At 74.5% G+C, this 7,944-nt stretch carries 8 protein-coding genes; 5 read left to right on the top strand and 3 right to left on the bottom strand.

The genetic code is table 11. The annotated features are described in order from the left end of the window. Nucleotides 1–293 precede the first annotated feature (293 nt). Nucleotides 294–551 carry a DUF1963 domain-containing protein gene (locus tag G3I42_RS29945; protein WP_164290888.1) on the bottom strand — a complete coding sequence of 86 codons (258 nt, stop codon included), beginning with the start codon at nt 549–551 and terminating at the stop codon, nt 294–296. A gap of 702 nt (nt 552–1,253) precedes the next feature. Between G3I42_RS29945 and G3I42_RS29940 the strand changes: the two genes are divergently transcribed. Together G3I42_RS29940 and G3I42_RS29935 are read left to right on the top strand one after the other, a co-directional pair. Continuing rightward, entirely contained in the window at nt 1,254–1,841 is a 588-nt protein-coding gene (locus G3I42_RS29940) for a TetR/AcrR family transcriptional regulator (RefSeq protein ID WP_164290887.1), read from the top strand. A 165-nt stretch (nt 1,842–2,006) separates the two neighbouring features. Continuing rightward, nucleotides 2,007–2,771, top strand: a complete 765-nt coding sequence (locus tag G3I42_RS29935) for an SDR family oxidoreductase (protein ID WP_164290886.1) — start codon at nt 2,007–2,009, stop codon at nt 2,769–2,771. A gap of 113 nt (nt 2,772–2,884) precedes the next feature. On the opposite strand, the gene G3I42_RS29930 is transcribed toward G3I42_RS29935, so the two are convergent. Beyond that, the gene (locus G3I42_RS29930) at nt 2,885–3,418 is read right to left on the bottom strand and encodes a TetR/AcrR family transcriptional regulator (RefSeq protein ID WP_203607540.1); all 534 of its coding nucleotides are present in this window, start codon (nt 3,416–3,418) and stop codon (nt 2,885–2,887) included. Nucleotides 3,419–3,584: 166 nt separating this feature from the next. Between G3I42_RS29930 and G3I42_RS29925 the strand changes: the two genes are divergently transcribed. Both G3I42_RS29925 and G3I42_RS29920 read left to right on the top strand, forming a co-directional pair. Next, nucleotides 3,585–4,634 (top strand): zinc-binding dehydrogenase, encoded by a 1,050-nt coding sequence (locus tag G3I42_RS29925; RefSeq protein ID WP_164290884.1) that lies wholly within the window; start codon nt 3,585–3,587, stop codon nt 4,632–4,634. 217 nt (nt 4,635–4,851) lie between these two features. Next, a complete protein-coding gene (locus G3I42_RS29920; RefSeq protein WP_164290883.1) occupies nt 4,852–5,415 on the top strand; it encodes a hypothetical protein in 564 nt (187 codons plus the stop codon). Between the two features lie 76 nt (nt 5,416–5,491). Here the strand turns inward: G3I42_RS29920 and mshD are convergent, their stop codons facing one another. Further along, nucleotides 5,492–6,448: a mycothiol synthase gene (gene mshD / locus G3I42_RS29915; protein ID WP_164290882.1), complete on the bottom strand. Its 957-nt coding sequence runs from the start codon at nt 6,446–6,448 to the stop codon at nt 5,492–5,494. A 325-nt stretch (nt 6,449–6,773) separates the two neighbouring features. On the opposite strand from mshD, the gene G3I42_RS29910 reads away from it, so the two are divergent. Then, nucleotides 6,774–7,700 carry a GntR family transcriptional regulator gene (locus G3I42_RS29910; protein WP_164290881.1) on the top strand — a complete coding sequence of 309 codons (927 nt, stop codon included), beginning with the start codon at nt 6,774–6,776 and terminating at the stop codon, nt 7,698–7,700. The last annotated feature ends 244 nt before the right edge of the window (nt 7,701–7,944 follow it).

The raw sequence follows: 7,944 nt of genomic DNA, 5'->3' as shown, positions 1-7,944 counted from the left end.
GTGCCGGGGGTGCCGGGGGAGCCGTCGGCGGCCGCGCGGGCCTCGGTGCTCTCGGCCGGGGCGGGCGCGGGCGGTGTGGGGGGCGTGCCGGAGGAGCCGGGCTCCGGGGCGGGCGGCTGCATTCGGCGAGCGTCGCAAGGCTTGCTGAATGGGGGGTTACGTGCACGTGGCGCGGAGTTTGCGGGGGGCGGGCGGGGGACGGGGTGGGGGTGAGACGACGGCGTGCGGTGGGTGGCGGTGCGCGGGGGGGCGCGCGGGGGCGGTGGTACGAGGCGGGTCCTGATGGCGCTCGCTCAGCCGCCGTCCACGCACAGGTCGACCTCGGCGAAGCGCAGCGCGGCGAGGTCGGCGCGGCGGATCGACCAGTGCAGGACCGCCTGTTCGGTCCATTCAACTTCCTCGCCGCAGTGGTACGTCGCGAGGTGGACCCAGTCCGCCTCGGGTTCCGCGCGGCGCAGGTACTCCAGCGGGTTCACGTTGCGTATCGCCGCGTGGCCGCCGAGCCACAGGACGGGGAAGCGGGGCTGTGGCTGGCCCGTCTCCTGCCACACGCCGTCGAGCGCGTAGGAGCGCTCGAAATCGCTTTCGCCGAGGTGGTGTTCCCAGAAGCCGGGTTCGTCCCCCCTGGAGGAGGAGGTAGGCGGCCCGCAGTTCGTCCTCCTCGTACGCGTTCGTCGTCCCCGGCACCTCCGTCGGCAGCGGGTGTCGTACGAGGGGGACGCCGGCCGGTGCGTAGCGGACGAGGTCGCCGGACGTACCGTCGCCCTGCTCCTCGGCCGTGGCGAAGAGGAGGAGGTGGCCGTCGGCGGGGAGCGGGAGGTTCGTCGCGTCCGGCGGGAGGAGGGAGAGGTCGACGGCGGCGACGAAGGCCTCGTCGGGGACCTCGGCGCCCGCCGGCGAGAGGGGGGCGCCGCCGACGCGGGCGATGGCGGGGGGTGCGGCGGGGGAGTCGGGGGACGCAGGGGAATCGGGCGAGGGGGAGCGGGGGACGACGGCGAGGTGGGCGGCGGGGAGCGCCAGGCCGATCCACGCCTCGATCTCCTGGGCGGTGAAGCCCTTCTCGGCCGCGGTGGTGCGGAAACGGTCCAGTCTTTCGCTGTGCTTTTCGCGCATGGCGGCACGGTACGGGCGGGGTGCGACACCTCGCGGGGGCGTGGGGGAAGGGGGAGGGGCAGAGTGCGGGGCCGTGGGGGCTGGGACGTACCTTGACCATGTTCTTGACCTGGAGGTCAAGAAAGGCCTACTGTTCTCGCATGGCAAGGCCCAAGGAGTTCGACCCGGACCTCGCGGTCGATCAGGCGATGGAAGTGTTCTGGCGGAAGGGATACGCCGCCACGACGCCCCAGGACCTGGTCGACGCACTCGGCATCGGGAAGGGGAGCCTGTACAACACCTTCGGCAGCAAGCGCGGGCTCTTCCTGCGCGCGCTGCGCCGCTACCGCGACGACCAGACCGTCGCGCTCGTCGCGGCGCTGGATCGTTCCGGGCCGGTCAGGGAGCGGCTGTACGAAGCACTCCTCGCGCTCGCCGCGATGGATCTCGCCGACCCGGACCGGCGCGGGTGCCTCGCGGTGAACACCGCGACCGCGCTCGCGAGCACCGATCCCGAGGCGACGGATCTCGTACGCCGCATGCTCGACCTCACCGAACAGGCGCTCACCGCGCTCGTCGAGGAGGGGCAGCGGGCGGGCGAGATCGCCGGCGACCGGGACGCGGCCGCGCTCGGCAGCCTGCTCATGAACACGGTCGTCGGGATGCGGGTCGTGGCCCGCGTCGCGGAGAGCGGGGCGGGGGCCGCGCGGCTCGACCGGGTGATCCGGGGAGCCGTGGGGGCGCTGTGAGCTGAGGTCGCGCGGGGCGCTTGGTGCGGTGGCGGGCGGGTGCGGGTTGCGCACGCCGTCGGCGCCCGGTCGTCGCCGTACTCGTACGGGCCGATCCGTACGCACTCGTACGGGCGGAACTGTAAGCAAATTCTGTACCTGTAGTTAAAGAACTGGGGTAAAGGCATGACCGAGAACAACACCACCACGGGTCGCTACGCCGGCAAGAAGGTCGTGATCGTCGGCGGGAGCAGCGGGTTCGGGCTCGCGACGGCGCGGGAGCTGATCGCGGGCGGGGCGCGGGTGCTGATCACCGGGCGTACGCGGGCGACGCTGGACGCGGCGCGGGCCGAGCTGGGGGAGCGGGCGGTCGCGGTGCGCGGGGACGCTTCGGTGACCGTCGACGTCGAGGCGCTCGCGGACCGGGTGAAGGCGGAGTTCGGCACGGTCGACGCGCTGTACGTGAGCGCGGGGATCAACGGTTTCGCGCCGTTCGAGGCGACGAGCGAGGAGCTGTTCGACAAGCTCCTCACGATCAACGCGCGCGGCCCGTACTTCACCGTGCAGAAGCTCGTGCCGCTGCTCGCCGAGGGGGCGGGCATTGTGCTGACGACGTCGGTCGCGAACGTGCTCGGCATCCCGGCGCTGAGCGCGTACGCGGCGAGCAAGGCGGCGCTGCGCTCGATGACGCGGAGCCTCGCGCGGGAGCTGCTGCCGCGCGGGGTCCGGGTCAACGCGGTGACCCCGGGCCCGATCGACTCGGGGATCCTGGAGAAGGACCTGCCGAAGGAGGCCGCCGAGCAGACGAAGGCGGGGATGGCGGCCGAGAACCCGATGGGGCGCATGGGGACGCCGGAGGAGGTCGCGAAGGCGGCGCTGTTCCTGGCCTTCGACGCCACGTACACGACAGGTGCGGAGCTGCCGGTCGACGGGGGTGGGTCGCAGATCTGAGAGGGGCTGCGGAGCCGGTCCGGGGTGCACCGCTTCGCGGGGGCCTGGTGGGTACGGGCCGGTTCGCGGGGGGGGGCTGGTGGGTACGGGCCGGCTCGCGAACCGGTTCGCCGTCAGTCCCTCCCCGCCGCCCTCCGCACCAGCTCCCGCGCCAGTTCCGTCGTCTCGGCGAGCGTGTCGAGGGGGAGGGGCTGGGTCGCGAGGGCGCCTTCGTGGAGGACGAGGAGGCGGGTCGCGAGGGGGGCGGGGGCGCGGCAGCCGGCCGCGGTGGCCAGTTCCTCGAAGAGCGCGCGCAGCCAGAGCTTCTGTTCGGCGGCGACGCGGTGGCCGGGGTGTCCGGGGTCCGGGAGTTCGGCGAGCGCGTTGATGAAGGCACAGCCGCGTGCCGCGTTCCACGGGCCCCACTCGGGCAGCGCCGTGAAGGGCGCGATGACGGCGCCGACGGGGTCCGGGGCCGCCGCGATCTTTGAGTGCACAAGTGTGCGCCAGCGCTCGTCGCGGGCGGAGAGGTACGCGGTGACCAGCCGGTCCTTCGAGCCGAACTGGTTGTACAGCGTGCGCTTGGTGACGCCGGAGCGCTCGGCTATGAGGTCGACGCCGACGGCCGTGATGCCGTGCGCGTAGAACAGCTCCTCGGCCGCCGCCATGATGCGGCGCCCCGCGGGGGAGAGGGGGCGTTCCGGTTCCGGTGGGGGTGCGGGGGTACCCGTGGGCGACGCGGGGCGCGGGTTCTCCGGCACGCGCACTCCTTCACTGATCGGTGTACGGTGGGGCGAGTACACAGATCAGTATACCTGCGAGGAGGGCGACACGATGGCTGCGGCGAAGACCATGCGCGCGGTACGGATCACCGGGCACGGCGGACCGGAGGTCATGCGGCTCGCCAAGGTGCCCGTCCCCGCGCCGGACGCGGGCGAGGTGCTCGTCGAGGTGAGCGCGGTGGCGCTCAACAACACCGACCTGTGGACCCGTCAGGGCGCGTACGGCACACCCGAGGACCCCGAGGCGCTCTCGGGCTGGCGCGGACCGCTCGACTTCCCGCGCATCCAGGGCGCGGATGTCGCGGGGCGGGTCGCGGCGGTCGGCACGGGCGTCGACGGGGGGCTGCTCGGGCGGCGCGTGGTCGTCGACCCGGCGCTCTACGACGGGGACGGGCCCGAGGCGCACCCCGTGGGGCTGATGGGGAGCGAGCGGGACGGCGGCTACGCCGAGTACGTGACGGCTCCGGCGGACCAGGTCCACGACGTGACGGACTCGCCGCTCGACGACGCGCAGCTGGCGAGCCTGCCGACCGCCTACGGCACGGCGCTCGGCATGATCGAGCGCGGGCGGCTCGCCGAGGGCGAGACGGTCCTCGTCACGGGCGCCTCGGGCGGCGTCGGCCTCGCGGCGGTGCAACTCGCGCGGGCGCGGGGCGCGAAGGTGGTCGCGCTGAGCAGCGGCGCGAAGCTCGCGGCGGTACGGGAGGCGGGGGCGGACGCGGTCGTGGACCGCGCGGGGGACGTGGCCGCGCTGCTGCGCGAGGCGGCGCCCGAGGGCATCGACGTGGCGCTCGACGTGGTCGCGGGCGACCAGCTCGGTGACAGCCTGCCGCTGCTGCGCGAGGGCGGTCGCTGGGTCGTCGCCGGGGCCCTCGCGGGCTGGTCCGTCACGCTCGACGTACGCCGCCTGTACCTCCACAACGCGCAGGTCATCGGCTCGGCGATGCACACGCGCACCCACTTCGCGCGCCTGATGGACCTGGCGCGCGAGGGCGCGATCCGGCCCGTGATCGCCGCCTCGTACGGACTGGAGGACGCGGCGCGGGCGCAGGAGGAGCTGGAGCGGAGGGGGCACGTGGGGAAGCTGGTGCTGCGGCCGTAGGTGGGGGCGGTTACGGGGTACGGGCGCGGGCGGACGGCCGCGTACCCGTATGGCCGCCGCGTCCCCGTATCCGTATGGCCGCCGCGCCCCGACCCGTGCGGCTGCCGCCGTCCCCGACCCCGCCGGGCCTGTACGGCGTCGAGTGGCGCGCCGGGGGAGGCGGGCGGAGGGTGGATGCCAGAGGTTCTCACGCACCGGGGGGACGGAGGAGGCCGCCATGTCGCACCCCGACCAGACACCCGGCCGGGACACCGGCCAGACCCCCGGCCCGGCCGCCGGACCGGGCCGTGACGTACCGGGCCGTGACGTACCGGGTGGCGCCGGACCGGGCCGTGACGTACCGGGTGGCGCCGGACCTGGCCGCGACGTACCGGGCGGCGACGCCGCGCACCGGCGCCGCGACGAGAGCGGCTGGGCGGTGGGCGGCACGGTCTTCGCCGCGGTGCTGCTGCTCGTCAACGGTGTGCTCGACATCCTCCGGGGCATCAGCGGCATCGCGAAGGACGACGTCTACACGCGCGTCAACGACTACGTCTTCCGCTGGTCGGCGACGGGCTGGGGCTGGGCGCTGCTGATCATCGGCATCGTCGCGGTCCTCGTCGGCCTCGGCCTCTTCCGCGACGCCCTGTGGGCCCGCGTCATCGGCGTCTGCGTCGCCTCGGCGAGCATCATCGCCCACTTCCTGTGGCTGCCCTACTTCCCGGTCTGGGCCCTGATCGCGATCGCGATCGACGCCTGGGTCATCTGGGCCCTGACGGCACACCGGAGCGGAGCCCGGTAGGCCCGGCGGGGAGGGCCGGCGCGGGAATGGCCGGAGAGGGAGGGCCGCGGGACGACGGGTTCCCGCGGCCCGCCGCTCAGTTCTCCGTGCGGTACATCAGATCCGTTTCGTACGTCGTGAAGCCGAGGCGTTCGTAGACCGTCACCGCGGCGACGTTGTCCGCGTCCACGTAGAGCATTCCGGTGGGCAGGCCGCGGGACGCGAGGTGGCGCAGGCCCGTCGTGGTGAGGGCGCGGCCGAGGCCGCCGCCCTGGGCGCCGGGGCGGACGCCGACCACGTAGACCTCGCCGAGTTCCTCCGCCGCGTGCACCTTCGTCCAGTGGAAGCCGACCAGTTCGCCGCCGTCCTCGCGCACCGCCAGGAAGAAGCCCTCCGGGTCGAACCACGGCTCGGCCTCGCGGTCGGCGAGGTCGCGCAGGGTCATGCCGCCCTGCTCGGGGTGGTGCGCGAACGCGGCGGCGTTCAGCTCCAGCCACGCCTCCTCGTCCTGCCCCGGCACGAACGTGCGCACCGTGATCCCCTCCGGCCACACCGGCTCCGGCAGGTCCAGGTCCGTGAGCGGGCGGCGCAGCTGGCGCAGCTCGCGGAAGAGGTGCAGCCCCAGGACCTGCGCGAGGTGCCGCGCCGCCGGGTGGCCGCCGTGCGCCCAGATCCGCAGCCGCCGCCCGGTGAGCCGCAGCAGCTCCTGGCCCAGCGCCCGGCCGTGGCCCCGCGCGCGCGATCCGGGTGCGACGAGGAGTTCGGCGGCCGGCGACTCGACGGGGTCGGAGCCGTCGAGCTGCGCGTACCCGGCGAGGGTGTCGTCCGGCAGGCGCAGCAGTACGTGCCGTACGCCGGGACGCTCGCCGCCGCGCAGGTGCAGCCGCCCCTGCTCGGAGACGGCGTACTGCCCGTCCTCGCGCGCGCCCGCGGCGATCAGCTCGCCGACGGCGGCGGCCTGGGCCTCGTCGAGGACATCGAGCACGTCGATACGGCGCGCGGGGACGGGGGCGGCGGGCCCGGGCCCGGTGGGGGTGTTCGCTTCGCTGCTCATGCTGTGAGCGTACGAGGACGGGGCGGGACGGCGACGCCGCCACCCCTTGCCGTGTCCGCGGGGGCGGGAGGCGGGGACGACGCCGCCACGCCTTGGCGCGTAGGCCGGGGCGGGAGGCGGGCCGGTGCCGTTCCCGTGTCCGACCAACCCGCCACTTGGCGACCAAGCCCGCCCACTTGTCCCCGCTTGGTCGCGTGCATGACCAGCGAACCGGCAACTCCCTCAACTTGGCGTGAAGTTGTAGGGTGAGCTTGTGAGTACGGACCGTGCCCACGGCGCGAGCGCTCCGCACCGGAGTACCCGGCCGCGGCCGAGTCACCGCCAGGTGGCCGACGAACTGCGCGCCCGGATCAGGTCCGGGGCGCTGCGCCCTGGTGACCGGATGCCCACGCAGGCCCGGCTCGCCGCGGAGTTCGGCGTCGAGCGCGGCACGGTGCGCGAGGCGCTGCGCATCCTGCGCGACGAACGCCTCCTCACCCACGCCACCAAGGGCGCGCCCCCGGCCGTCGCCGACCACGCCGCGCGCGGGCACGGCGGCCCGGACGAGGTGCCGCGCTCCACGACGGCGGCGCTCGGCCCCCGTATCGCCGCCGCCTTCGAGCAGCCGCACGTCGAGATCCGCGCGCTGTGCCTCACCTCCGTCTCGCTCACCCTCGCCATGGGCGAGCCGCTGCGCCAGATCCACGCGGGCGAGCTGAAACCGGACCGCATCGACCTGCGCGTGCTCCTCCCCGACCGCGACATAGGGCTCGCCTTCCCGGCCGCGGTGGGCCAGGGCAACCCCCGGGCCGGAGCTGCCGCCGCGCGCGACCGCGACCTCGGGACCGGAGCCGTCGCGCGGGACCGCGACCTCGGGACCGGCCCCGCCGCGCAAGACCGCGACCTCGTGCACCGCCACTGGCTCGCCCAGCGCAATGCCCAGGGCAAGGTCCTCGCCCACAACCTCCTCGCCCTGCGCTCCTCGCACGGCATGGACGTCCACGTCGAGTACCGCGCCATCCCCTTCACCCCGCCCGTGAAGCTCTACCTCCTCAATGAGGAGGAGGCACTTTTCGCGTACTACACCCTCGCGCGCCACCGCGCCGACTACGGCCCCGCGCACGTCGAGACCTTCGACGCCGAGGGGACGGAGGCGGTGCTCTTCGCCTTCGCCCAGGACGCGGGGCCGCGCGACGCCGCCTTCGTCGACCAGTCCGCCGCCTGGTTCGACGGGCTGTGGAACACGATCAGCGCGCCCTTGCGGCTGACGTGAGCGGCGGCAAGCGGGATCGCGCGCGGCGGAGTTGGCGGGAAGAAGGTCCTGGTTGCGGCCCTGTTGCGTGCCGTTGGCCCGTACTTTCCGCTCATCTGCCGACAACTCCCGTGAGGTGGCATGAAGTTGTACGGTGATGACGTGAGCGAGGAAAACCCCGTCGAGTCCCCGGGGCCGGCCCCGAGCCCCGGCCGGACCGCCGCGGGCCGCTCCGACGCGCCCGGCCCCTCCGCCCCGCCCGGCC

The sequence above is a fragment of the Streptomyces sp. SID11385 genome (genome assembly GCF_010548245.1).
Taxonomy (GTDB): Bacteria; Actinomycetota; Actinomycetes; order Streptomycetales; family Streptomycetaceae; genus Streptomyces.
The sequence above is the reverse complement of the archived record's forward strand: the minus strand, read 5'-3'. Positions and strand labels throughout refer to the sequence as shown.